The sequence below is a fragment of the Amycolatopsis sp. TRM77291 genome, from assembly GCF_054166285.1.
The window spans coordinates 7066187-7089088 of record NZ_JBSZHF010000001.1 but is presented as its reverse complement, the minus strand read 5'-3'; the positions used below and the strand labels follow the sequence as shown (position 1 = coordinate 7089088).

21 protein-coding genes are annotated in these 22902 nt (G+C 69.1%); 12 read left to right on the top strand and 9 right to left on the bottom strand.

Features of this window, described 5'->3' with window-relative positions:
• Positions 1-158 precede the first annotated feature (158 nt).
• Positions 159-1469: a UDP-glucose dehydrogenase family protein gene (locus ACXIZN_RS33030; RefSeq protein WP_457958918.1), complete on the top strand. Its 1311-nt coding sequence runs from the start codon at positions 159-161 to the stop codon at positions 1467-1469.
• Between the two features lie 34 nt (positions 1470-1503).
• On the opposite strand, the gene ACXIZN_RS33025 is transcribed toward ACXIZN_RS33030, so the two are convergent.
• The gene (locus ACXIZN_RS33025; RefSeq protein ID WP_457958917.1) at positions 1504-2082 is read right to left on the bottom strand and encodes a TetR/AcrR family transcriptional regulator; all 579 of its coding nucleotides are present in this window, start codon (positions 2080-2082) and stop codon (positions 1504-1506) included.
• Positions 2083-2195: 113 nt separating this feature from the next.
• Here ACXIZN_RS33025 and ACXIZN_RS33020 point away from each other — a divergent pair, with 113 nt between their 5' ends.
• Genes ACXIZN_RS33020 through ACXIZN_RS33010 form a run of 3 tightly spaced genes read left to right on the top strand, consistent with a single transcriptional unit; the run spans position 2196 to position 5605 of the window.
• The gene (locus tag ACXIZN_RS33020; protein ID WP_457958916.1) at positions 2196-3389 is read left to right on the top strand and encodes an FAD-dependent monooxygenase; all 1194 of its coding nucleotides are present in this window, start codon (positions 2196-2198) and stop codon (positions 3387-3389) included.
• A gap of 12 nt (positions 3390-3401) precedes the next feature.
• Positions 3402-3809 carry a hypothetical protein gene (locus ACXIZN_RS33015; protein WP_457960662.1) on the top strand — a complete coding sequence of 136 codons (408 nt, stop codon included), beginning with the start codon at positions 3402-3404 and terminating at the stop codon, positions 3807-3809.
• Between the two features lie 32 nt (positions 3810-3841).
• Positions 3842-5605: a gamma-glutamyltransferase family protein gene (locus tag ACXIZN_RS33010; RefSeq protein WP_457958915.1), complete on the top strand. Its 1764-nt coding sequence runs from the start codon at positions 3842-3844 to the stop codon at positions 5603-5605.
• A gap of 195 nt (positions 5606-5800) precedes the next feature.
• On the opposite strand, the gene ACXIZN_RS33005 is transcribed toward ACXIZN_RS33010, so the two are convergent.
• Genes ACXIZN_RS33005 through ACXIZN_RS32995 form a run of 3 tightly spaced genes read right to left on the bottom strand, consistent with a single transcriptional unit; the run spans position 5801 to position 8668 of the window.
• Positions 5801-6673, bottom strand: a complete 873-nt coding sequence (locus tag ACXIZN_RS33005) for a VOC family protein (RefSeq protein ID WP_457958914.1) — start codon at positions 6671-6673, stop codon at positions 5801-5803.
• The gene (locus ACXIZN_RS33000; RefSeq protein ID WP_126732543.1) at positions 6666-7184 is read right to left on the bottom strand and encodes an RNA polymerase sigma factor; all 519 of its coding nucleotides are present in this window, start codon (positions 7182-7184) and stop codon (positions 6666-6668) included. Before ACXIZN_RS33000 ends, ACXIZN_RS33005 begins: the two co-directional genes overlap by 8 nt.
• A 53-nt stretch (positions 7185-7237) precedes the next feature.
• A complete protein-coding gene (locus ACXIZN_RS32995; RefSeq protein WP_457958913.1) occupies positions 7238-8668 on the bottom strand; it encodes an MFS transporter in 1431 nt (476 codons plus the stop codon).
• Positions 8669-8776: 108 nt separating this feature from the next.
• Between ACXIZN_RS32995 and ACXIZN_RS32990 the strand changes: the two genes are divergently transcribed.
• Together ACXIZN_RS32990 and ACXIZN_RS32985 are read left to right on the top strand one after the other, a co-directional pair.
• Positions 8777-9610 (top strand): helix-turn-helix transcriptional regulator, encoded by an 834-nt coding sequence (locus ACXIZN_RS32990; protein WP_457958912.1) that lies wholly within the window; start codon positions 8777-8779, stop codon positions 9608-9610.
• 64 nt (positions 9611-9674) lie between these two features.
• A complete protein-coding gene (locus ACXIZN_RS32985) occupies positions 9675-10532 on the top strand; it encodes a hypothetical protein (RefSeq protein WP_457958911.1) in 858 nt (285 codons plus the stop codon).
• On the opposite strand, the gene ACXIZN_RS32980 is transcribed toward ACXIZN_RS32985, so the two are convergent.
• The gene (locus ACXIZN_RS32980) at positions 10506-10817 is read right to left on the bottom strand and encodes a hypothetical protein (protein ID WP_457958910.1); all 312 of its coding nucleotides are present in this window, start codon (positions 10815-10817) and stop codon (positions 10506-10508) included. The genes ACXIZN_RS32985 and ACXIZN_RS32980 overlap by 27 nt on opposite strands.
• A 156-nt stretch (positions 10818-10973) precedes the next feature.
• The gene (locus ACXIZN_RS32975; protein WP_457958909.1) at positions 10974-11459 is read right to left on the bottom strand and encodes a helix-turn-helix domain-containing protein; all 486 of its coding nucleotides are present in this window, start codon (positions 11457-11459) and stop codon (positions 10974-10976) included.
• A gap of 146 nt (positions 11460-11605) precedes the next feature.
• On the opposite strand from ACXIZN_RS32975, the gene ACXIZN_RS32970 reads away from it, so the two are divergent.
• The 4 genes from ACXIZN_RS32970 to ACXIZN_RS32955 all read left to right on the top strand — a co-directional run bounded on the left by ACXIZN_RS32970 (position 11606) and on the right by ACXIZN_RS32955 (position 14832).
• Positions 11606-12730, top strand: coding sequence for a sensor histidine kinase (locus tag ACXIZN_RS32970; protein ID WP_457958908.1), 1125 nt, complete (start codon positions 11606-11608; stop codon positions 12728-12730).
• Positions 12727-13395 carry a response regulator gene (locus tag ACXIZN_RS32965; RefSeq protein WP_192747396.1) on the top strand — a complete coding sequence of 223 codons (669 nt, stop codon included), beginning with the start codon at positions 12727-12729 and terminating at the stop codon, positions 13393-13395. The genes ACXIZN_RS32970 and ACXIZN_RS32965 overlap by 4 nt, the downstream gene beginning before the upstream one ends.
• Before the next feature lie 526 nt (positions 13396-13921).
• Positions 13922-14122: a hypothetical protein gene (locus ACXIZN_RS32960; RefSeq protein WP_457958907.1), complete on the top strand. Its 201-nt coding sequence runs from the start codon at positions 13922-13924 to the stop codon at positions 14120-14122.
• Complete coding sequence (locus ACXIZN_RS32955) at positions 14122-14832, top strand: Crp/Fnr family transcriptional regulator (RefSeq protein ID WP_192747398.1); 711 nt, start codon at positions 14122-14124, stop codon at positions 14830-14832. The genes ACXIZN_RS32960 and ACXIZN_RS32955 overlap by 1 nt, the downstream gene beginning before the upstream one ends.
• Before the next feature lie 309 nt (positions 14833-15141).
• Here ACXIZN_RS32955 and ACXIZN_RS32950 read toward each other — a convergent pair whose 3' ends face one another.
• A complete protein-coding gene (locus ACXIZN_RS32950) occupies positions 15142-16350 on the bottom strand; it encodes a DUF1707 domain-containing protein (RefSeq protein WP_457958906.1) in 1209 nt (402 codons plus the stop codon).
• Between the two features lie 162 nt (positions 16351-16512).
• The gene (locus ACXIZN_RS32945; protein WP_457958905.1) at positions 16513-17811 is read right to left on the bottom strand and encodes an alginate O-acetyltransferase AlgX-related protein; all 1299 of its coding nucleotides are present in this window, start codon (positions 17809-17811) and stop codon (positions 16513-16515) included.
• A 79-nt stretch (positions 17812-17890) separates the two neighbouring features.
• Here ACXIZN_RS32945 and ACXIZN_RS32940 point away from each other — a divergent pair, with 79 nt between their 5' ends.
• A complete protein-coding gene (locus ACXIZN_RS32940; RefSeq protein WP_457958904.1) occupies positions 17891-21094 on the top strand; it encodes a glycosyltransferase in 3204 nt (1067 codons plus the stop codon).
• Here ACXIZN_RS32940 and ACXIZN_RS32935 read toward each other — a convergent pair whose 3' ends face one another.
• Entirely contained in the window at positions 21095-22249 is a 1155-nt protein-coding gene (locus ACXIZN_RS32935) for a hypothetical protein (protein WP_457958903.1), read from the bottom strand. It abuts the gene before it with no gap.
• A gap of 145 nt (positions 22250-22394) precedes the next feature.
• Between ACXIZN_RS32935 and ACXIZN_RS32930 the strand changes: the two genes are divergently transcribed.
• The gene (locus ACXIZN_RS32930) at positions 22395-22901 is read left to right on the top strand and encodes a hypothetical protein (protein ID WP_457958902.1); all 507 of its coding nucleotides are present in this window, start codon (positions 22395-22397) and stop codon (positions 22899-22901) included.
• Position 22902 lies beyond the last annotated feature (1 nt).

Sequence of the window (22902 nt, the reverse complement as noted above, 5' to 3'; positions counted from 1 at the left end):
GTTCTCCCTTTCGTCGACAACCGTTCATAGGTTAACGCTCGTTCGCATCGGGCCCGGGTGGGATGGCTCACTCGGGTGCGCAGCATGTCGTGAGGAGTATTCGGGCCTGAAGCATTCCGTTCGTTTGGAGGTCAACTCCGGCTGTCACCTTCAGCAGCATGAGCGCTGCTCGGATCGTGGTGGTGGGGACGGGTTACGTCGGATTGACCACGGGAGCCTGCTTGGCCGGCCTGGGACATCGAGTCACTTGCGTCGATGTCGACCAGGCGAAGGTCGCAAGGCTTTCCGCCGGACGGGTGGACATCCTGGAGCCGGGATTGTCCGAGCTGGTGTCGAGGGGGCTGACCAGCGGAAGACTCGAATTCGTGGTGGGCGCGCGCGACGCCGTCCGGGACGCGGAGGCCGTTTTCCTTTGTGTGCCAACGCCGATGGGCGCGGGCGGCTCGGCGGACCTGCGGGCCGTCGAGGCCGTGACCACCGAGATCGGCGACGTCATCCCGCCGGGGTGTGCGCTGGTCACCAAATCGACCGTCCCGGTTGGGACGTCGAAGCGCATCCAGGCGATGCTCGGCCGCACGGACGTGCCGGTGGTGTCGAACCCCGAGTTCCTGCGTGAGGGCACCGCGGTGGAGGACTTCCTCGGCCCCGACCGGATCGTCGTCGGCTCGGACGACGTCGCGGCCGCCCGCTGGGTCGGCGAGCTCTACGCCGACCTCGCCGCGCCGGTCGTCGTCGCCGACGCGGCCAGCGCGGAACTGGTGAAGTACGCGGCGAACTGTTTCCTCGCGATGAAACTGTCCTATGTGAACTCGATCGCCGAACTGTGCGAACGCCTCGGCGCGGATATCGACCTGGTCACCGAGGGTATGGGCTACGACCGGCGCATCGGCCGCTCGTTCCTCAAACCCGGCCCCGGCTGGGGCGGCTCGTGCCTGCCGAAGGACACCAGCGCGCTGGTCCGCGTCGCCGAGTCGGTGCAGTACGACTTCACGCTGCTCACCTCGGCGATCGAGGAGAACATCGCGCAGCGGGACCGGATCGTCGCGAAGATCGCCGGCGCGGTCGGCGGCACGCTGGCCGGTTCGCGGATCGGGATCCTCGGGCTGGCGTTCAAGGCCGGGACGAACGACCTGCGCGACTCGCCCGCCCTCGCGGTCGCTTCCGTGCTGGGTGCGCTCGGCGCGGAGCTGACCGCCTACGACCCCGCCGTCGGCGGCCACATCGACGGAATGACCGTGGTCGACGACCCGTACCAGGTCGCGAAGGCGGCCGACGCCGTCGTCGTGCTGACGGAATGGGACGAGTTCAAACGGCTCGACTGGACGTACATGGCCGAGCAGATGGACGGCGACTCGGTCGTCGACACACGCAATCTCCTGGAGCCGCAACGGATCCTGGACGCCGGGCTGTCGTGGCAGGGCGTCGGGCGGCCGCGGGCGGCGCTGCGGCGGAAGGTCGCCGTCTCCTGACCCACCCGCCTCCCTGGTGTCCTGAACGACCCTTTCAGGACACCAGGGAGACGAGTTTCATCAGCCCTTCCACGACCTCTTCGGCCGTCGGGCCGTTCTCCGGGTCGAGCATGTGCTGCAGCATCACGCCCGAGTTCAGGGCCGTGGCCACCGCGCCGACCCGCCGCTCGTCCGCCTCGGTGAGGGTCTCCTCGTCGATCCCCAGGATGCCCGCCGCCATTCCCCGGCGGCCCTCTCGCTGCGCGGCGGCGAGCTGCTTCCGTAGCTCAGGGTGATGTTCGGACTGCACGAACGCCTCGATCGAGGCGATCCACAGCTGCCGGTTGCGCCCGTAGGAGTCGATCATCGCGCGCCAGGACGCCGCGTACTGCTCCGAGGGTGACGCGCCGGGGTCGACGGCGCTCATCATCTCGACCTGGATCTCCCGGCCCCACTCATCCATCGCCTGCGAGAACGCCGTCAGCAGGAGGGCTTCGCGCGATCCGAAGTGGTAGCCGATCGCCGCGTGGCTGACCCCGGCCGCCGTCGCGATATCCCGCACCGTCGTGCGTGACCAGCCTTTTTCCTTCAAGCACTGGATGGCGCCCGCCATCAGGTCCTCGCGGTTACCCATGACCGGAATCCTAGACCACACGGTTTATCCACTTGGTTTAACCAAATGGATTGACCAAGCGTGCAAATCTGCCGTACGGTCGCTTCCATCACCACGAACCCCAGGGAGCAGCCATGACGACCACCGTTCTGATCTCCGGCGCCGGCATCGCGGGCCCGGCCCTCGCCTTCTGGCTGCGCAAGCGCGGATTCGCGCCGACCGTCGTCGAACGTGCCCCGGCCCTGCGCGAGGGCGGCAGCGCGGTCGACTTCCGCGGCGAGCAAATGGCCCTGCTGGAGCGCATGGGAATCCTCGAGGACATCCGCGCGAAGGAGACCGCGATGGGCGCGCAGGTCATCGTCGACGTCCGAGGCAAGAAGGTCGCCCAGATGCCGTCGGTCTTCTTCAGCGGCGAAGTCGAGATCGAGCGCGGAGACCTGACCCGCATCCTCTACGACCACACGAAAGACGACGTCGAGTACGTCTTCGGCGACTGGATCACCGGGCTGGACGAGGTCGCGGACGGCGTCGACGTCGGCTTCGCCCACGGCGAGTCACGCAGATTCGACCTGGTCGTCGGCGCGGACGGGCTGCACTCGGGCGTGCGGCGGCTGACGTTCGGTGAAGAAGAGCGGTTCCGCACCGACCTCGGCTTCCACGCCGCGGGCTTCACCGTGCCGAACCACCTCGGCCTCGACCATCTCGGCCAGATCTGCAGCGTCCCCGGCCGCACGGTCATGGTCGCCAGCGGTCGCGACAGTTCGGCCCTCAACGTCAGCCTCGTGTTCGCGTCGGAGTCGCTGGAGGTGCGTCGCCGCGATGGCGACGCGCAGAAGAAGATCCTTGTCGAGCGCTACGCCGACTTCGGCTGGGAGGCCCCGACGCTGCTGAAGGGCCTCGGCGACGTCGACGCGCTGTACTTCGATTCGCTCAGCCAAATCCACCTCGACAAGTGGTCACGGGGCCGGGTCGTGCTGCTCGGTGACGCGGCCTGGTGTGCGGGTCCGGGCGGTTCGGGCACCGGGCTCGCGATGATGGGCGCATACGTCCTGGCGGGTGAACTCGCGGCCGCACAGGGCGACCACGAAGCCGCTTTCGCGCGCTACGAAGAGAAGCTGCGCGGTCCGGTGAAGGTCTCGCAGAAGCAGGCGGCCGGGATCGGCACGTTCCTCGCGCCGAAGACCCGGTTCATGGTCGGCTACCGGAACTTCCTGTACCGGGTGCTGGGTTCGCGGCCGATGACGAAGGTGTTCACGTGGATCACGTCGCGGGCGGCGAACGCGGCGACGCTGGAAAACTATGACGCTCCGGTGGCCGCGCGGGGATAGTTTCGGTGGGTGATGGACAAGAAGGAGTTCCGGAAGGTCTGTTACGAGGCTGCCCGCCGAACGCGCGGCCGGATCACCCGGTTCGTACCGTGCGAAGTGGCACGGAACTTCGAAACCGGCGAGATCGCTTATGACCATCGAACCGTCGCGGTGTTGTGGACACAGGAATGGGACGAGGGCGGAAGGTGGGAGATCTTCGGCATCGCGGACGCGTCCATCAGCTTTGGAACGATCACTTTCGTCGACGAGCCGGGACTGCTGGTCGTTTTGCGAGAGCTGCTTCCCGAGCACCGGACGTACTCCCGGGCCGAGCTCGAAGCGCCGATCGACATCACGGCACCGCGCTGGAAGAACCACTACGACGTCCAGTACTGGCGGCCCGACTGCATCGGCGAGGTGCTTTTCAGCTGCTGGGACTGAAAAAGTAGTTAGCAAAGCGTAGTATCGGCTCCGTGTTCACGACCAGGCCGGAACTGGCCGGCACCCACGGCATGGTGGCATCGACGCACTGGCTGGCCTCGGCCACCGGGATGGCGGTGCTCGAAAACGGCGGCAACGCCTTCGACGCGGCGGTGGCCGCCGGGTTCGTCCTCCAGGTCGCCGAGCCGCATCTGTGCGGTCCGGCGGGGCAGGTCCCCGGCATCTTCGTCACCGCCGAGGAGCGGACTCCGCGAGTTCTCGCCGGTCAGGGGGTCTCGCCCGCGGCCGCGACGCCGGAGTATTTCGCGGACCTCGGGCTCGACCTGATCCCCGGCAGCGGTCTGCTCCCCGCGACCGTCCCGGGAGCCTGGGACGGCTGGCTGCTGCTCCTGCGGGATCACGGTAAGAAGTCGTTGCGCGACGTGCTCGGGTACGCCATCTCATACGCGCGCAACGGGATTCCGCTGGTCAGCCGAGTCGGTGACACCATCCGCGCGGTCCAGGATCTCTTCACCGAGCATTGGCCGACGTCGGCGGCGCTCTGGTTGCCGGATGGCAAGCCTGCCGAAGGGTTGCACCGCAACCCGGCCCTCGCGGACACCTGGGAACGGCTGCTCACCGAGGCCGAGTCGGTCAGCGGACGCGAGGCACAGATCGACGCCGGACGCCGCGCGTGGTCGCAGGGTTTCGTCGCCGAGGCGATCGAAGCGTTCAGCCGCAAGGCCTTCCGTGACGATTCCGGGCGCGATCACGCCGGTCTGCTCACCGGCGAGGACATCGCGGGCTGGGAAGCGACGTACGAGGACGCGCTGCAGGTCGACTTCGGCGACTGGGGCCTGGTGAAGATGGGCGCCTGGACGCAAGGCCCGGCGTTGCTGCAGCAGGCGCGGTTGCTGGACGGCCTGCGGGACGAACTGTCCTATGTGGACGGAATCCCGACGGAACGCACGGTGCACTTGGCCGTCGAGGCGGCGAAGCTGGCGTTCGCGGATCGTGAGGCTTGGTACGGGGATTCGCCCGACGTGCCGATCGAGTTGCTGATCTCCCGCGAGTACGCGGACGCCCGCCGCGCGTTGATCACCGAAGAAGCGTCCGCCGAGTTCCGGCCCGGAGGCCCCTCGCCGCGGCTGCCCGCGATCCTGGAAAAGCTGCGCGGTCTGGAATCCGGCTCAGGTGCGACAGGAGAGCCGACGGTCGGCCCGCTGGGCGAGACTCGCGGCGACACCGTGCATATCGACGTCGTCGACGCGGCCGGGAACATGATCTCGGTGACGCCGTCTGGCGGCTGGCTGCAATCGAGCCCGACGATCCCGGAGCTCGGTTTCTGTCTCGACTCGCGTGGGCAGATGTTCTGGCTGGAACAGGGTTTGCCGAACTCGCTGGCGCCTCGGAAGCGGCCGCGGATCACGCTTTCGCCGTCGATGGGCCTGCGTGACGGCGAGCCGGTGCTCGCGTTCGGGACGCCCGGCGGCGACCAGCAGGACCAGTGGCAGCTGTGTTTCTGGCTGGCGCACACGCTCGGCGGGTTGAACCTGCAGGAGTCGATCGACTCGCCCGCGTGGCATACGACCGCGTTCCCGAGTTCGTTCTACCCGCGTTCGTGGACGCCGCGGGAACTGGTGGTCGAATCGCGGCTCGGCCAGTCCACAATGGACGCTCTCGCCGCGCGCGGGCACGCCGTCGTCGACGCGGGACCTTGGGCGCTCGGGCGGCTTTCGGCCGTGTCGCGGTCCGGCGGTGTCCTGCGCGCCGCCGCCAACGCGCGCGGCATGCAGGGCTACGCCGCCGGCCGCTGACGCTCTCCAGCCTCGTGCCGTGAGAGCCTCCTTCCCTACCCTCAAAGTAGGGGAGGAGGCCCTCACTACATCGACGTTGTCCACAATGCCTCCCACCTGTGGACAACTCGGCTCACGCCCGCCTCCCCGCCCTCATCGGCGATAGACTGGCTTCGGGGTCGCCCCCCTGGGACGGGCGGGGGTTTGGGTGGTGACTCAAGAGCGCGGCTGTTCCCAGAGCCAGAATTCGATGCCCTGGTTGTCCACGCAGTCGGCGCTCAGGCCGTAGGGCTGTTGTTCGGTTTCGCCGACCTGGCCGCCTTGGGCGCGGACACGGTCGAGGGCGGCGGCGAGGTCGTCGACGGCGTACATCAGTTTCCAGCCGACCTGCCGCCCCGGGCCGCCCCAGAGCCCGCCCTGCAGGCCGGAACCTTCGACGCCCCAGCCGCCTTCGACCCGCCCGGGCGAGAACTGCCAGCCCAGAACAGCGCCGTAGAACGCCTTCGCGCGTTCGTCGTCGGGCACCTGGAAGGTGAAGTAGCCCGCTTCGCCGTGCCGGATCGGCGTAGCGGCCGAAGCGGGCTGAGGCGCCGCCTGCGCGAGAAGCCACCGCTGGCCATACGGATCCTTGATCTCCCCGCTCAACCCGTGGCCTTCGTCCGCGACAGGACGCCGCAGCTCCCCGCCCAGCTCCACGGCCCGCGCGGCCGACGCGTGCACGTCCGCGACCTCGACCCGGATCAGTGGGCCACCGGCGGGCGCCACGACGATGCCCAGTTCGGGGAATTCCTCCGCGAACATCAGCACGCTGTCCCCGATGGCCAGTTCCGCGTGCCCGACCCGGCCGTCTTCCATCACGATCGGATCGGACCGCCGCCGCGCCCCGAACACCTCGACATAGAAGTCGAGTGCGGCGCGCGCGTCGGTGACCACGAGATAGGGCGTCAGGGAACGCACTTCGGCTGTTTCCGTCATATCGGCTCCGTTCAGGACGGCGCGACGAAGGTTGTCGCGCAGTTCGGCGGCGAAGAGCGGGTCAGGCTCCACCGGCTGCGAGGGCGCGCGAAGCGCGTCGAACGGATCAGGCATCGCGACCCTCCTTCTCCTGATAAGCACGCCGGAACGCGGCACGGGCCCGCACGAGCAACGCCTCCGTGGCGTGCACCGTGCGGTCGAGATGGCCGGCGACCTCCGGTACCGGGAGGCCGTCGACGTAGCGAAGCGTCAACGCGGCCTGGTGATGCGCCCCGAGCGACGCGAGCACCTCGCGTGCCAGAAGCGCGTCCAGCCGTTCGTCCCACGGATCGGTGTACTCCTCCTCGTGGACGAGCCGCAGCCCGCGTTCCTCACGTGCTTCGCGCCGCCAGTGATCGGCGAGCTTGTGCCGGGCGACGCCGATCAGCCACCCGGTGCTCACTGGAGGTGCGAACTCCTTGCGACAGGCCCTCACCGCGCCGAGGAACGTCTCGGACGTCAGCTCCTCGGCGAGGGTGCGATCACCGCACCGGGACAGCAGGTACCCGTAGACCTCCGGCAACGCCGTCTCGTAGAGCGAAAGCAGCGCGAAGGCCGGGTCCCGATGCACCCGTGGTTCCGTCACATCCCCATCGTCGCTCGGGGAGCCAGAACTCCGACGGGTGAAATCGAACTTTCTCAGTTCCGCGGATCCGGCAGCCGCCGGGCCACCGTGACCACCCCGACCGTCAGCACCGCCTGAAGGCCGATGACCAGCACGAACGCGCCCTTCATCCCGAGCGGTCCGGCGGCGGCCGAGGCGAACAACGTGCCAAGGGTCGCCACGCCCAGCGCCATCGCGGCCTGCTGCGACGTCGTCAGCATCCCGCTGCCGACCCCGGCGATCTCCGGCGGAACCTTCGACAGGACGATCCGGAACACCGTCGTCATCGCCAGCCCCTGGCCGAGACCGCACAGCAACATCCCCGGCACGAAATCGAGCACCCCCAGATCCGGCCACTCCAGCAGCACGGTGCCGATCAGCGTCAGCAGCCCGAGCAGCTGCACCGAAAGACCGGCGGCCACCACCCGCTGCCCGAACCGCGTCACCAGACGGCTGCTGACCAGGCACATCGCGAAGAACGCGAGCGAAAGCGGCGCCGTCGCCAGGCCGGATCCCAGCGGGCCGAGGTGCAGGCCGTCCTGCAGCGTCACCGCGAACACGAACATGAAAGCGCTGAACCCGACGAAGAACGGCACCCCGACCAGCAGCCCTTGCCGCACGCTCGGCATCCGCAGCACCGAAGGCGGCAGCAGCGGGACCCCGCCCCGGCGTTCCATCCGGCGCTCGACGTGGACGAATCCGGCCGCGGTGAACGGGAAGACGACGAGCAGCGCGATCGTCCACAGTGGCCAGCCCAGCACCGGCCCTTCCGCCAGCGGGAGCAGCAGCGACACCAACGCGATCCCCAGGAGAACCGTGCCGGGACGGTCGACGCCGAGCGGGTTCCGCGAGCGGCTCTCCGGGATCAGCCGCCGCGCGACCAGCAGACCGGCGATCCCCACGGGCACGTTGACCAGGAAGATCGGCCGCCAGCCGGTGCCCCAGAGATCCGCGGCCACCAGCGCACCGCCGAGGAACTGGCCGAGCACCATCGAAAGCCCCGCCGTCGCGCCGTAGAGACCGAGCGCCTTGGACCGGCGCTCGCCGGTCGTGGTCGCCTGGATGATCGACAGCACCTGCGGCAGCATCAGCGCGGCGGCCGCCCCCTGCGCGGCCCGTGCCAGCACCAAGGTCAACGCCGTCGGCGCGATCCCGCAGAGCAGGGAGGTGAAGGTGAACGACGCCAGGCCGATCAGGAACAGCTTGCGGCGGCCGAAGGCGTCGCCGAGCCTGCCGCCGACGACGAGCAGGACGGCGTACGCGATCCCGTAGGCCGCGACCACCAGTTCCAAGGTGGCGGACGAGGTGCGGAGATCCGACCCGATCGCGGGCAGGGCGATGTTGACGATGAAGAAGTCGACGAGCGGAAGTGCCGCCCCCAGCAGCACGGTGACCAGGCCCGCCGAGGTCAGGGCCGGGACGGCGGCGACGCGGGCAGGCGTCACCGGAACTCGCGTGGAAGTCATGGGTACCACGATCAGCCGATCCCGACCCTGGTACCAGGAGTGCGTTTATCCTGGTACCGCCACTACCTGGTAACCGGCTTCGAGCTTTGCGAACCTGATGAGGTGACCATGACCGTCGATTCGCGAGTGGCCGAGGTGCGGCGGCACGAACTGGCCGCGTTCCTGCGCAGCCGTCGCGAGCGCATCACCCCGGACCAGGTCGGCCTGCCGGTCGGCGGCAGGCGCCGCACGCCGGGGCTGCGCCGCGAGGAGGTCGCGCAGCTGGCCGGGGTCGGGGTCACCTGGTACACGTGGCTCGAACAAGGGCGCGACATCAACGCGTCCGAGCAGGTGCTGGACGCGATCTCCCGCACCCTGCGGCTCGACCCGCACGAGCACACGCACCTGTTCACCCTCGCCGGCGCGCCGGAGCCGCCGCTGGAGAAGGACTGCAAGCTACTCAGCCCGAACGTTCACCGGATGATGGACAAACTCGAGCCGTTCCCGGTCTGCGTGCGCAACGCGCGATGCGACATCCTCGCCTACAACCGGGCCTACGACTGGCTGATGGGCGGCCTCGACGCGATCCCGTTCGAGGAACGCAACACCCTGATCCAGTGCCTGACCAATCCCGAGTGGCGCCGCAGGCTCCCGGACTGGGAGGTCAATCTCCCGCGCGTGATCGCCGGCTTCCGCGCGGCGATGGCCGAGCACATCGCCGAACCGGCGTGGAAGAACCTGGTCAAACGGCTGCGGCAGGAGTCCGAGCTCTTCGAGCGGATGTGGAAGGAACACGACGTCACCAGCGAGCGGATCGTGCTCAAGCGGTACCTGCACCCGGACGTCGGCCTGCTGCGGTTCGAATTCTCGTACCTGTATCTCGGGCGGCGTTCCGAGATCTCCCTGGCGACGCTGACCCCGGCGGACGAGGAAACCGCGGCGAAACTGCCCAGCTCCTTCTGAAGGGGGAGGCGGACCAGGCTCGCGAGGGAGCCTTTCCGTAGCGCGAACGCCGACGCTGGGCTGCATGACCGTAGCGATCGCTCCACCCAAGATCTCCAGCGTCCGCCTGATCGTCTGCTACGCGGCGATTCTCGGCACGCTCCCGTACTTGACCCTCAAAGCGTCCTGGGTCACGGGCGGCAGCCTCGGCCTGCGTGATCCGTCCTTTGTGGACTCCGACCTGATGATGTTCGCGAACCTGGTCACCGGCGGGATGGACGTCGTCGCGGTGATCCTCGCGCTGGCGTTCACCTACTCCTGGGGCCGCCGGATCCCCGCGCCGCTGGTCCTGTTCCCGATCTGGATCGGCACCGGGCTGCTCGCGCCGATCGTGCTGGACCTCCCGGTGATCGTCGCCGATCTGTCCACGGCGCAACTGACCGAAATGCCGCTGGAGAACTGGGTCTGGGCCGTCGTCTACGGCGGATTCGCCTGGCAGGGCATCCTGCTGCTGACCGCGTTCGTGCTCTACGCCCGCGACCGCTGGTGGTTCGTCGTCACCGGCATCGTGAAGCCCGGCACGATCGGTGCGGCGGGCCTGCTCGGCATCGTCGCCGCGCTCGTCACGGCGATCGGCCACTCGATCTGGGCGTTCGGCACCGGCGGTATCGCGGCCCGCGGCCAGGACGTCGTGATCGCGGCGCTCGCCGTCCTCGCCGCGCTAGCGCTGGCGAACGTTTCACGTGGGCGGTTCTGGCCGCGGCTGGTGCTGGTGTGGACCGGCGCCGGGACGATGGCAGGCACGGGGATGTGGGGGCTGTTCAGCGCGCTCACCATGGGATCCACCGATCACGCGGCGGTGCTGGCCGTGCAGGTGGCCGGCGGGGTACTGATGATGATCTCGATCCTGCGGCGGCTACCGGTGGTCGAACAGACGACGTGATTCCTTGCTGAATCCGGGAACGGTCTTCTCGAATCTTTCGAGGAAATCGCTCATCGATTCCGGTGATCGTTCGAGTGCGCAGACTTGTTCGCGTAAGCAGCGGAGAGTGGCCGCCGGATACAGATCGAGCTGGTCGAGCAGGAAATCGTCCGGATGCACCGCCTCGATCCGGTAGGGCTCGAGGGCTGCGGCCGGGAAGTCCTTGAGATTCGCGGTCACGATCACGGCGGCGTTGGCGTGTGCCGCGGCGGCCAGCACGTGCCTGTCCTTCGGATGATTGGTCATGGCCGGAATCAGTGGCTCGCGGCCGCTCGACCTCGTCGAGCACTTCGCCCGACCACAGAGCGCGGTAAGTGCCTGCCTCGGCCAGACGCAGCAAGAGATCCGTCAACCGGATCGGGATGAGCACGCAGGCATCGAGGAAAGCGGGAAAAGGCACGGCTAGCGAGTCTGGATGAACCCGTCGACGATGTCATCGCTGCCATCCCGGCTCGCCGAGGCTGTCAGCTCATCGAGTAATTCTTGCCGTTCCGCACGAGAACGTGCCCGGTAGTCGAGCAGGTCGCTGAGGAGCACACGCCGGTGACGTCCCGGTTTCTCGAACGGGATCTCACCGGATTCCAGCAGTTTGACCAGTGTCGGCCGGGAGACGTTGAGCATGTCGGCCGCCTGCTGGGTGGTCAGTACGGCGTTCAACGGCGCGATGTTGATGGCGAAACCCTGGGACATGGCCTTCACGACCTCCCGAAGAACGTCGTAGACCTGTTCGGGAAGGGTCACTTCGCTGCCGTCCGGCCCCACCAGCTTCGCCTGACGGGCCGGAGAGGCCGCGATCATGAACTCGTCGAGCCGTCGCAGTTCTCGACGGGCGTCCGGCTCGGTGGCGGACGGCGGGAGCACGGTGTGCTGTTCGATCGTCGATGTCATGTCGCCTCCCTCGGCCGGCCGGTACTCCTCAGGGTAATCGAAAAAAACGAAAGGCGAACTCCGGGGGCGGCTACCGCACGCGGCGTAGCCGGGAAGCCGCTTTTCAACGGACGCGATCCACTCCCTCCCCGGGTAGTTTTCGGACCGTGCTGCTGAAAGAACGGTTTCCGTGGAGCCCCTGGGCGGGCCGCGTGCTGCGCGTGGTGCTGCCGCTCGGGTTCGTCCTCGGTGCCACGAGCGGCGCCTCACGCTGGCAGCCGGACGCGCCGCCGCTGACCACGTCCGCGGTGCTGTGGCTGGTCGCCATCGCGGTGCCGCTGCTGATCGTCCACCGCTTCCCGATGACGATCTTCCTGCTCACCTCCGCGCTGACGCTCGGCTACTACACGTCCGGCAACCCGGGCGGGCCGGCGATCGTGCTGCCGACCATCGCGCTGTTCCTGCTCACCAAGATCCGCGGGCCGATCGTCGCAGGCGGCGCCGGCGGAGCGCTCCTGGCGGCGGCGGGGATCGCGTTGTTCGCCCGGCACGGGCTGGCCGGCTTCGACCTGCGGGCCGGGCTGGGGCTGGTCTGGGTGATCGCGGTCGTCGGGATCGGGACGGCGGTGCGCAACGGGATGGCGGCCGCGCGGGCCCGCCGCGAGCAGGCCGACGAGCACCGGCACCGGATGGCCGAGCAGGAGCGGCTCACCATCGCTCGCGAGGTGCACGACGTCGTCGCGCACAGCCTCGCGATGATCAACGTCCAGGCCGGGGTCGCCGCGCACGTCGCCGACCGGCGTCCTGAGCAGGCGAAAGAGGCGCTGCTGAACATCAAGGAGGCGAGCGCCTCGGCGCTGAAGGACCTACGCGCGACGTTGGCCGTGCTGCGTTCCGGGGAGGACAAGGCGCCCGCGCCGAGCCTCGCCCAGGCCGACGAGCTGTTCGAACACGCCCGCGCCGCCGGGCTGGAGGTCCGTGTCGACGGCGAGCCGGGGGAGCTGCCCGCGCCCGTCGACGGCGCCGCGTACCGGATCCTGCAGGAATCGCTGACGAACGTGGTCCGCCACGCGGATCAGGCGCGCGGTGTCGACGTCAGGTTCGAGCGGAAAACCGGTGCGCTGACGCTGCTCGTCCGCGACGATGGCCGTGGCGCCGTCGATCCCGCGCCCGGTCACGGCCTGCGCGGCATGTCCGAACGGGCGGCCGCGCTGGGCGGCGCGCTCACGACGTCCGTGGTCGACGGCGGCTTCCAGGTCCGCGCGGACCTGCCCATCAAGGGGGAAGAATGACGATCCGGGTGGTTCTCGCCGACGACCAGGTGCTGGTCCGCGCCGGTTTCCGGGTATTGCTGGAGACCGAGGACGGGTTCGAGGTCTGCGCCGAGGCGGGTGACGGTGAGCAGGCCGTCGCGGCCGCCGTCGAACACCGGCCGGACATCGTCGTGATGGACGTCCGCATGCCCGGCGTCGACGGGCTCGAAGCGACGCGGCGGATCACCGCGAATCCCGAGCTGGCCGGGGTGAAGGTCCTGGTCCTGACGACTTTCGACGTCGACGAGTACGTCTACGAGGCGTTGCGCGCCGGCGCGAGCGGATTCCTGCTGAAGGACACCGATCCGGTGGAACTGCTGCGGGCGCTGAAGGTGGTCGCCGCGGGCGAGGCCCTGCTGGCGCCGACCGTGACCCGGCGGCTGATCGCCGAGTTCGTCGACCGGCCGGAGAACCGCCGCATCGACGTGAGCGCGGTCCGCGAGATCACCGACCGCGAACGCGAGGTCCTCGGCCTGGTCGCCGGCGGGATGTCGAACGACGAGATCGCCGCGCAGCTGGTGATCTCGACGGCCACCGCGCGCACCCACGTCAGCCGCATCATGACCAAGATCGGGGCGCGTGACCGGGCACAGCTGGTGGTGCTCGCCTACGAATCGGGTCTGGTCAGCCCTCGCCGGGGTTGAGGTTCCCCCAAAAAGCTGAGATTGCCGAAAAAACTCCGCCGATCACCGTGGGTCGTCAAGGTGGCCCCAACGCTGACGTTGCGTTAATCGACCCCGTGATCGCCGTGGCGGCAGACCTCCGCTAGGACGTGCATCTGCACGTGCACTTCGGTGGACGATGCCTCATTTCCGTCTCCACCAGGGCTCCGGCGATCCGGAGGGACGATTCCGGTGGACGGTTCGAAAACAATACGAATGTACGGCTAATGCTGATTTCCTGGCGAACGCAGACGTAAAGCGCGAGATCTGCTCTCGTCTCCGAGTACGGTGCGTAATTTTTTGTTCGGTCAGCGGACGGAACTGCGATCACTTTCCGTCGCGAAATCGCTCCCTGGTCGGGTTCCCGCGCACTTGAGTTCCTTTCTCGCAAGCGCGCTGAGCATTAGTCTTCGGCTCAACGGCAAGGGGGATGTCACCTACCCGACGTGATTCTCACCCGGCCGGGCAGAAACTCGATTCACCTTTCTTCTCTTACTGGGAGTCACCATTGACGACACAGACATCTGATCCGCTTCTGGTGGTCACCGCGGGCGTCGTCGTTCTGGCCTACATCGTTTTCGCCGCGATCCTCATCCGGCTTCTGCTCGCCGGAAGGGTCGCGCAGCCCGCGAAGGTCATCGGGTCGGTCGCGGCGCTCGTGGCAGGGTTGCCGGCGATCCTCTACGCGTTCGCGGCGGTGGTGGGCTGATGGACGTCGATTTCACCGAACGGCAGTGGCATCGGCTGCTCGTCCTCGGCAGGCACGTGGACCACGCGGTGGGTACGACGCTGCTCCGCCAAGGCGACCCGGCCCCGCCGGTGCTGATCCCGCGATCCGGTTTCGTGAAGGCGTTGCGCGCCGCCCAGGGCGACACGACGCCGATGATCGTGGACCTGCTCGGCGCCGGCGACGTGCTCGGCGTCGAGGACTGCCTGGCCGGACGGCCGAGCAGACTCTCGTACATCGCCACGAAGCCGGCTCGGGTGCTGGAGGTTCCGCAACACGCCTTTCGCGGCTTTCTCGACGACGACGACCAGGCGATGGCCTTGATCGCGGTGGCGCTGGCCTCCCGGCTGCGGCAGCGGAACGTCGCGCTGGGTTTCGCGACGGCCAAGGTGCGGAGCCGGCTGACCGCGTTCCTGACCAGATTGCAGGCGCTCTACGGGGTTCCCGGCGAGGGCGGCGTCGTGATCGACGTGGGACTGAACCACACGGACATCGCCTCCGCGATCGGCGCTTCACCCGCGTCGGTCAACGCCGAGATGGCGAAACTGAAGAACGACGGATATCTGAGCACCGGCTACAAGACGATCCACGTGAAGAAGCCGTTGCGTGAGGACGGCCCGCCGCTCACCCCGGTCCCGTCCGCGCGGCGGCGGATTCCACAGCTGCGGATACCGCGGATCGCGATGGGGTGAACGGGGCCTTCTTCGTGGGACCCACGAAGAAGGCCCCGTTCATCTCCTTCATGCGCCGCGGGGTGCGCAAAACCGGGTCAGCCGCGCTTCAGCTGAAGCGCCAGCCGTACGGCGAACACGACGGCCAACCCGGCGACCAGGGCTACTTCCCAGGCCATGACGGCTCCTCCTCGTCCGGCATCCGAACGTTCCGATGCTCTGCCCATAAGGCGCATCACCGGGGGAGGACGTTCACCGACACGGCCTAACTCACTCGGATGGATTAGCCGTCCGCATACCGGATGATCATTACTTGACCGGACGTCCCGTTCAGTTGTTGCGTTCGGTCGGCGGTGCCTTCTGAACCTGCGAGTTGAGCAGCGACTTGAACGCCTGCTCGGCCTGCGCTTCGGGTCCGAAGGCCTCGACAACGATCACCCGGTTGTAAAGGATGTACACGGCGCGATAGACGGTCGAGTCGGTGGACTTCCCGACGAAGACCGGCACCCCGCGCATCGCGAGGTCGCGCTGGGCGGTGAGACCGCCCTCCAGCTGCGCGTTCCCGTACTCCTGGGCGACCTTCGAGCTGCCCTGCGCGTCCGGGAAGTCGAGGGCGATCAGGCTGAGCGTGATCTCGCCGTCGGTGTTGGTCTTGAGCAGGGCTTCGGTCATTTTGGCGCGCTCGATCTGCGCGATCATCGGCTCCGGCAGGAACTTGGCCGACTTCAGCTTCGCGATGTCGAAGGTGCCGCCACCGGCGCGAGGCGAGCCGGCGAGGTCGGTCAGCGCCGCGGCGTTGGCCGACGGCTCGGGCTTGGCCGCCGGGGGTTCGGGGAGCGGCGTCGTGGTCGGCGCGGGCGGCGGCTGCTGCTGGCCCGCGGTCGGCTGGGCGGTGGGGTTGTCCTCGATGGTGTTCGAGAACAGCGCCCACGCGCCGACGCCGACACCGGCCAGCACCACGACGGCGATCACGGCGATGACGATCTTGCGCTTGGCGCCGGACGAGGACTTGATCTGGAACGACTCCGGCCCCTGGCTGACCCAGCTCGTGTCGTTGCCGGACGGCGCCAGCGGCGGGAACTCCGAGCCGCCCCACGGCGGGCTCTGGTCCTGCGGTGTGTTCCAGCCCTGCTGCGGCTGCTGCGGCTGGGCGAACCCGCCGCTCGGCGAGTGCTCACCGGGGCGCTGCGTGTACGGCTGCTGGAACCCGCCCGCGGGCGAACCAGGGTGCTGCTGCTGCGGCGGCTGTTGCTGGGGCTGCCATGGCGGCACGACCTGGGTGCGTTCGGCGGCGCCGGTGTCGGACGGCGACACCACCTGGGTCGCGTCGGCCGAGGGCTGCGGGGGCTGTCCCGGCGGCGCGACCGGCTGGATGATCTGCGTCTCGGCGGGGTTCGATCCCGGCACCTGCGCCTGCGGGTGCTCCAAGGACACGGCCTGTGAGAGCACCTGGTCACGCCGAGTGCGGTAATCGTCGGCCGTGAGCCTGCCGGCCGCGAGTTCCTCGTCGAGCCTGCGGAGCTCTTCCTGCCAGGTCACCCCGTTACCCCCTTTTGGATCAGTCGTCCCCGAGCGACGAAGGATCTTTGTCGTCGCGGTCTACATGACCGCACCGGGCACATTGTGCACGGGGGTCGTCCGGGCGTCGCGGCCTACCACCGAGTCGTAATATTCGGGCGCCCGATCCGCCCGTCGCCGGGCTTACCTCGGTGTTTGCGCGAGGACCCTGGCGAGCCGGTCGATGGCATCATCGCGGAAGAGCACCGACGATCCGCCGACGACATTGCGCTCCACGAACTCGAACACGACGACGTCGCGGTCTTCGAACAGATCCTTCAGCGTCTCGTCGTCTCCCGCGGCCACCGTGTCGGTGTGGACGATCGTCAGATCCCTGCAGGTGGCGGCGAGGAACGGGCTGGCGAACTGGGTGAACGAGTCGGCGACCACCGCCATGTTGGGCGCGATGGTGCCGCGGGCGGTGTCAGGCTGGGTCAGCCGCAGCGGGGTCTTGAAGTCGCTGGCGAGGTACCGCGTCCGATCGGCACCGCCGTCGGGGGCCAGCGCGTAGGCCCGCAGGGTGCGGTCCACCGGCCGCCCCAGCAGCCGCTCGAGGTCGGCAGGCCACGACCTCGTACCGCTCTCCTTCGCCTGCCAGGTCGCGGTGACCCCGGGCGTGACCGCCTGGGCGATCGCGTAGGTCATGGTGAGGCCGGCTTCGAACGTCCAGTGGGTGTCGTTCGGGACGTACACCGACCGGCCGAGGCGTTTCTCGGTGTCGGCGAGCGAGCCACGCAGGTCGATCGCCCTGGTCGCGGCGGGCACCTTGCCCCAGAACTCGGCCGTCCGCGGTGGCGCGCAGTCATGGCCGGCGTAGGTGTCCGGCAGCTGCGCCGGCTTCATGGTGGACTTGTCGGGCGCGAAGACGAGCTCGAACCGGCGTCCCGACGCCTCGACCGCCTGACGTAACCGGTTCAGCATCCCGATCACCCGGTCGAGGTCCATCACCGGTTCGCAACGGGTGTGCATGTCCTCCCCGAAGTACAACCAGCCGTCCTTGCCGACGATGACCGGGGGGTAGGCCTGCGGACCCTTCGGCACACGACCCTTGCTCGGGATCCCCGCCGTGCTGTCCTGCGCGCCGGCCGCGGCGCCGGGCGGGTCACCGAAGACGCCGGTGCTGACGCCGTCCGCCGCGTTCACCGCGGCTTGGCGCAACGGGAGGTGGTCGGTCGCCCAGCCGGACAGCCCCGTGAAGAAGCTCCAGCCGTCGCCGAAACCGGGGAATTCGCGCAACGGACGATTTTCGAACGGCTCGGTCCGGACGCCGACGGCCAGCAGGAGCACGGGGACGAAAAAGAACACGAGCCCGCAGGTCAGCGCCGTTCGCTGCCGCCTGCTGTGCCGTGGCCGGTAAAGGCTGTGCTCGTTCGGCAACCACGATTCCGGTGTCTGGAGCAGCTCTGCCGGCCCGGACGAAGTCGGTGGGGGGTTGACGAACACAACCGCGATCGTAGCGGGGCGTGCTCGCCGACGGAGGCGAATGTGAAGACCCGCTTCCTCGGCGGATAGTCTCCTCGTCATGGGCAAGGGGACTCCTGGTGAGCGGTTGATCGAGTGGACCGGCGAGCGGTGCGTGCCGTGGGTCGACGACATCCAGGTGATCTACGAGCACTATCACCGCTACGCGTTCGCCACCCGGTTCGCCGCCGGGAAACGGGTGCTCGACCTCGCCAGCGGTGAGGGCTACGGCAGCGCTCTGCTCGCCGGGTCCGCGGCCGAGGTGGTCGGGCTGGAGATCGACCCGGCCACCGTGGACCACGCGCGCGCCCGCTATCCGGAGGTCACCTTCGAGATCGGTTCGATCACCGACCCGGAGGCGCTCGCGGGTACGGAGCCGTTCGAGCTGATCACCTGTTTCGAAGCGATCGAGCACGTCGAGGCGCAGGACCAGATGATGGCCCTCGTCCGTGCGCGGCTCGCGCCGGGCGGGATCTTCCTGTGCAGCACCCCGGACATCGCCGTCTACACCGGCGACCACGGCAACCAGAACCCGTTCCACGTCCACGAGCTGACCGAGTCGGCGTTCCGGACGCTGATGGAGAAGAGCTTCGAGCACGTCACGCTTTTGCGCCAGAACGTCGCGGTCGGCTCGCTGATCCACGACGGCGGGACCTCGGCGGCCGAGCTGTTCCGGCTCGAGCAGGGCGACGGCGACGAGTGGCGGGTCGCCGCCGGTGCTCCGCACACGTACTTCGTCGCGGTCGCGTCCTCGGCGCCGATCACCCTGCCGAACGCTTCCATGCTGGTGGACCCGCGGCTGACGCTGGTCGCCAAGGCCAACGCCGCCGCGGATGCGCAGGCGGCCGAGGCGGAGCGGGCGCGTGTCGCGCTGGGCCGCGCCGAGGACGGGCTGCTCCGGGCCGACGAACTGGCCGCCCGGCAGGCCGCCGAAATCGCCGAGGTCACGGCCGCCGAACGGCGGGCGGTGGAGGAACGCGACCAGGCCGCCGCCCGTGCCGAGAGCGCCCGCGCCGGACACCGCCGGGCCGCGAACGAACTCGGCCTGCTGCAGCGGAAGGCGGCCAACGACCGCGACCGGCTGCAATGGCTCGCCCGGAACAACGTCCAGCTGAGCGAGACGGTCGGTCGCCTGGCCGCGGAGAACTCCCAGCTGCGCGCCGAGCAGTCCGCGCTCGTCCAGCGCGTGCTCGGCACCTACCGCGGCGCGATCGAGAAGTTCGCTCCCCGGGGCACCCGTCTGCGTGACTTGTACGAGACGGCGCTCGGCCGTCCCACGGGAGCGGCCCCAGCCGTGTCGGCCGTACCCGGGCCGGTCGCGGTCACCACCAGCGACGAGCCGATCGTCAGCGTCGTCATCCCGGTCTACGGCAACTGGTCCTACACGCGCGCCTGCCTCGACTCGATCCAGCGTCACCTGCCCGTCACCCCGTTCGAGGTCATCGTGGTCGACGACGCGTCGCGCGACGACTCCGCCGACCGGGTCGCCCAGTGCGCCGGGATCCGGCTGGTGCGGGCGCCACGGAACCTCGGTTTCGTCGGCGCGTGCAATCTCGGCGCCGGACACGCGCGCGGCGACTTCGTCATGTTCCTCAACAACGACACCGAGGTCCGGCCCGGCTGGCTGGACGAACTGGTCGACGTCGTCGAGACGCGGCCGGACGTCGGGCTCGTCGGCTCGAAGCTGGTCTACCCGGACGGCAGGCTGCAGGAATGCGGCGGGATCATCTGGGCCGACGGCTCCGGCTGGAACTACGGCAGGCTGCAGAACCCGGACCTGCCCTGGTTCCAGGCACTGCGTGACGTCGACTACTGCTCCGGGGCCGCGGTGCTGGTCCGCCGTCAGCTCTTCGAGCGGATCGGCGGATTCGACGAGCGGTTCTCACCCGCCTACTACGAGGACACCGACCTCGCGTTCGCCGTGCGGGCGGCCGGGTTCCGGACGATGGTGCAGCCGGCGTCCGTGGTCGTCCACCATGAGGGCATCTCGAACGGAACCGACCTCGCCTCCGGGGTCAAGCGGCACCAGGAACTGAACCGCGGCGTGTTCGTGGACAAGTGGAGCGTCCAGCTGCGCGACCACCTCCCGTCGGCCAGTGCGCGCGCGGTCTGGGCGGCACGGCAGCGCACCGAGGACGGCCATCGCGGTGGCACCGTGCTCGTGGTCGACCACCAGGTCCCAACCCCGGACAAGGACTCCGGGTCGGTGCGGATGGCCAGGATCCTCGAGCTGCTCGTCGGGCTCGGGCATCGCGTCGTCTTCATGCCGTTCAACGACGCGTTGCCGGAGCCGTACGCGAACCAGCTGTACCGCATGGGCGTCACCGTGATCACCGGCCTGGACGAGAAGCAGGAGTTCCTGCGCGACGCCGGTCCCGACCTGCGGCTGGCCGTGCTGTCGCGGCCGCATGTCGCCTGGCAGCTGATCGAGCAGGTCCGCCAGCACGCGCCGAACTGCCTCATCGCCTACGACACCGTCGATCTGCACTTCGTCCGGCTCACCCGGCAGGCCGATCTGGCCGCGCAACTCGGCGACACGAGCGAAGAGGTGACCTTGCGCCGGCGGGCGGAAGTGCTGCGAGAGTCGGAACTGAGCCTGACCAAGATCACCGATGTCACTTTCGTCGTGTCCGACGTCGAACGTGAGCTCCTGGGGGAACTGGTCCCGTCGGCCAGGGTCGAGGTGCTGTCGAACGTGCACTACGCCGACGGTGCCGCGTCCGTTCCCGACGGCCGCGACGGAATCGTCTTCGTCGGCAGCTTCGATCACGTGCCGAATCAGGACGCCGCGCACTGGCTCGCCACCGAGATCATGCCGCTCGTGCGCGAGCGCAGGCCCGACGCGGTCGCGCAGATCGTCGGCAGCAACCCGCCGCCCGCGGTGCTCGAGCTCGAACGCGACGGCGTCGTCGTGCGCGGCTGGGTGCCGGATCTCGACGAGGTCTACCAGACCGCGCGGGCGGTCGTCGCGCCGCTGCGGTTCGGGGCGGGCGTGAAGGGGAAGCTCGGCGAGAGCCTCGGCTATGGCGTGCCCGTCGTGGCGACCTCACTCGCCGCCGAGGGCATGCACCTCACGCACGGCCAGGACGTCCTGATCGGGGAGACGGCCGCGGAACTCGCCGACCGGATCGTCACTCTGCTCGAGGACGACAAGCTGTGGGCTCGCCTGTCCGAGGAGGGCAAGACCGTGGTGGAGAGCCGGTTCGGTGCGGAACTGGCCCGGGGGACCCTCGCCGGCGTCCTCGATTCGGGTGGCCAGGCCTGATCAGCTCGGCGGCAGCGCTTCCTTGAAGGTGGCGCGTGTCTTGTCGAGGCTGGTGCGGAGCTTGTTCTTGTCCAGGTCGAACGGCTGCGACGCCCACAGCACGACGGCGACCTTGCCCGAGGTGAACCACGTGCCGTCCATGCGGCGGGCCCCATCGCGTCCGGTGACGGACTCGGGGTCGTCGGCCCTCAGGGCGAATCCGCCCGCCTGGGAAGCCTGCATCAGGTAGGCGACGACGGCCTTCGCGTCTTCGTCCGAACGCGCGGGGATGGCGTACGCGAGATAGCCGATGTCGCCGTCGCTGGATCCACGGAAGACGACGCTGGTGACGCCGTGCTGGGCGAAAATCTGCGCGGACTCCTTCGGGAAGAGCTTCAGCTCGACCCCTTTGTCGAGCGAGACCGTGGAGTTCTCGGGGAGCGGCGAGCCCGGCAACGCCGGAACGCGGTCTTCGAGCGCGGGCTCCGGCTGGGCGGCGCCCGGCCCGCCGACGGCGTCCGGTGCCTGCGCGATGGCGGGTGGCGACTGATCGCCGCCCTTCGGCGCTCCGAGCCACACGGTGCCGCCGATGATCAGTCCCAGGACGACCAGCACGCCGGCGGCGATGAACAGCCAGGTCGGTCTCCTCTTGCCGACGAAGGCGTAGTCCTCCAGGGCCGGAGCGCGGTGCGGGAGAACGGCGTCGTCGGGGGCCAGCGACGGCAGGCTGCGGGGCGGCTGCCGGGTACCCGGATCACGCCGGGGCTGGGGCGGCTCGGCGCGCAGGTACACCGTCGGGTTGATGTCGGCAGGCGACGGCGCGGTGGTCTTGTGGTCGGGAAGGAAGGGCAGGGAGCGCCTGCCCTTGGGGGTCTCGCGCGGCTCGGCGGCCGGCCGTTCGGGTTCGCGGGGCCGGGTGTCGAAGGCCTGGGTCTGCTGCTCCGACGGTGGCACGGGTGGGAGCGTGACGGTGGGAAGCTCGGCCGGTCTGGCGGCCGGGTTGGTGCTGTGCCACGGCCCGGCCGGATGGCGCAACGGCGAGGCGACCGGCGACGGCATCGCGCCACCCGACGCCTCCGCGAGGAGCTCGTCGCGCCTTTTACGGTGTTCGGTGTGCCCGATACGGCCTGAGGCCAGCTCGACATCCAGCTGCCGAAGCTCGTCCTGCCAGCTCATTTAGCCCCCTGCCGCCGGGTGTGGGCAGCCAGTGTCGCATGACCCGGACGGGTGGTTGATATTGGTCTTTCCCATTCTTGCGTCCGTTTCGGCGCAGGTCCAGCACCGTCCGGAGCGGTACGGTGGCGGACGTGGGAAGTGCCGGGTGACGGAAATCGACGCGTGTCGCGGCGCGCTGCGCGAGCTGGCCATCGGCAGGCTCGCCGGACGTGACGTCCGCACCTCCCATCTGGTGGAGGCCGGGCTGGACGCGATCGTCGCCGGACTCGACACCCCGTCCCTCGCCCTGCTCGCCGGGCTAGGATCCTCCGCCGAAGCCGCCGTCGACAAGGCGTTCGGCCAGGTCGTCGACGAACTCGGGCTCGAACTGCCCGCCGATCCCACGGCCGCCCGCTGGCTGCTCATCCACGGCTGGCTCACCGCGATGGTCGAAGGCCGCCTCTCGCCCGCGGCAGGCGGCGCGCTGGTCAGCGAGGTGGGCGAGTTGCTCGGGTCCCCGCCGTCGTTGCGCGGGATCGCGCGGTGGTCGGCGATGCTCGACGGCTGGATCCCGACCGACCTCACCCCGAGGGACGTCTGCGAGGTGCCGATCCTCGAGGAGTCGGCGGAGCTGCTCGAAGGGCCTTGGCCTCCTTCTCCGCGTCACCCGTAAA

Excerpts from the sequence above, each read along its gene's own strand:
- ACXIZN_RS32935 (WP_457958903.1), bottom strand. The coding sequence starts at position 22,249 with ATGAGCTGGCAGGACGAGCTTCGGCAGCTGGATGTCGAGCTGGCCTCA.
- ACXIZN_RS32940 (WP_457958904.1), top strand. The coding sequence starts at position 17,891 with ATGGGCAAGGGGACTCCTGGTGAGCGGTTGATCGAGTGGACCGGCGAG.
- ACXIZN_RS32975 (WP_457958909.1), bottom strand. The coding sequence starts at position 11,459 with ATGACATCGACGATCGAACAGCACACCGTGCTCCCGCCGTCCGCCACC.
- ACXIZN_RS32980 (WP_457958910.1), bottom strand. The coding sequence starts at position 10,817 with ATGACCAATCATCCGAAGGACAGGCACGTGCTGGCCGCCGCGGCACAC.
- ACXIZN_RS32985 (WP_457958911.1), top strand. The coding sequence starts at position 9,675 with ATGACCGTAGCGATCGCTCCACCCAAGATCTCCAGCGTCCGCCTGATC.
- ACXIZN_RS33025 (WP_457958917.1), bottom strand. The coding sequence starts at position 2,082 with ATGGGTAACCGCGAGGACCTGATGGCGGGCGCCATCCAGTGCTTGAAG.
- ACXIZN_RS32990 (WP_457958912.1), top strand. The coding sequence starts at position 8,777 with ATGACCGTCGATTCGCGAGTGGCCGAGGTGCGGCGGCACGAACTGGCC.
- ACXIZN_RS32995 (WP_457958913.1), bottom strand. The coding sequence starts at position 8,668 with ATGACTTCCACGCGAGTTCCGGTGACGCCTGCCCGCGTCGCCGCCGTC.
- ACXIZN_RS32965 (WP_192747396.1), top strand. The coding sequence starts at position 12,727 with ATGACGATCCGGGTGGTTCTCGCCGACGACCAGGTGCTGGTCCGCGCC.
- ACXIZN_RS33020 (WP_457958916.1), top strand. The coding sequence starts at position 2,196 with ATGACGACCACCGTTCTGATCTCCGGCGCCGGCATCGCGGGCCCGGCC.
- ACXIZN_RS33030 (WP_457958918.1), top strand. The coding sequence starts at position 159 with ATGAGCGCTGCTCGGATCGTGGTGGTGGGGACGGGTTACGTCGGATTG.
- ACXIZN_RS32955 (WP_192747398.1), top strand. The coding sequence starts at position 14,122 with ATGGACGTCGATTTCACCGAACGGCAGTGGCATCGGCTGCTCGTCCTC.
- ACXIZN_RS33015 (WP_457960662.1), top strand. The coding sequence starts at position 3,402 with ATGGACAAGAAGGAGTTCCGGAAGGTCTGTTACGAGGCTGCCCGCCGA.
- ACXIZN_RS33005 (WP_457958914.1), bottom strand. The coding sequence starts at position 6,673 with ATGCCTGATCCGTTCGACGCGCTTCGCGCGCCCTCGCAGCCGGTGGAG.